The sequence below is a fragment of the Komagataeibacter kakiaceti JCM 25156 genome (assembly GCF_000613305.1).
The window spans coordinates 1-611 of sequence record NZ_BAIO01000874.1 but is presented as its reverse complement, the minus strand read 5'-3'; the positions used below and the strand labels follow the sequence as shown (position 1 = coordinate 611).

Sequence of the window (611 nt, the reverse complement as noted above, 5' to 3'; positions counted from 1 at the left end):
GCCGGCCCATGCCGGTGGGCCGCCGGGCGCCCCGCGCTGGGGCAGCGCGTGGAAGGCGGGGATGATCGACACCTACCGTCATTCCCTGCGCATCGACGCCCATGGGGCCAACATGGCCTATCGCGATGTGTATCTCGATCTCGACCCGACATGGAAGGATGCTTACGGCCAGCCCCTGCTGCGCATGACATTCGACTGGAAAGATAATGACATCCGCATGAACCGCTATGTCGTGGACCGGATCGGGGATGTGGCGAAAGCCATGGATGCGCGTCAGGTCCATCTTGTCCGGCGTGAATTCGGCAGCCCGTTCGACACGCGGCAGTACCAGACAACCCATCTGGGTGGCGGCGCGGTAATGGGGGAAGACCCCGGCACCAGCGCGCTCAACCGCTACATGCAGTCCTGGGATGTACATAATGTGTTCGTGATCGGGGCGAACGCCTTTCCGCAGGGAACGGGCTACAACCCGACCGGCATGGTCGCGGCGCTGGCCTACTGGGCCGCGCATCATATCCGCGCCACCTATCTCGCCCATCCCGGCCCGCTGGCGGGATGAGGGGGATGCGGTGGAAAAAACGCGGCTGGCTCGCGGGTGCGCTGCTGGCGCT

1 protein-coding gene is annotated in these 611 nt (G+C 65.1%); it reads left to right on the top strand.

Features of this window, described 5'->3' with window-relative positions:
• On the top strand, positions 1–559 hold a 559-nt coding region (locus JCM25156_RS26615; RefSeq protein ID WP_034961711.1), incomplete at its 5' end, for a GMC oxidoreductase.
• Positions 560–611: the final 52 nt, after the last annotated feature.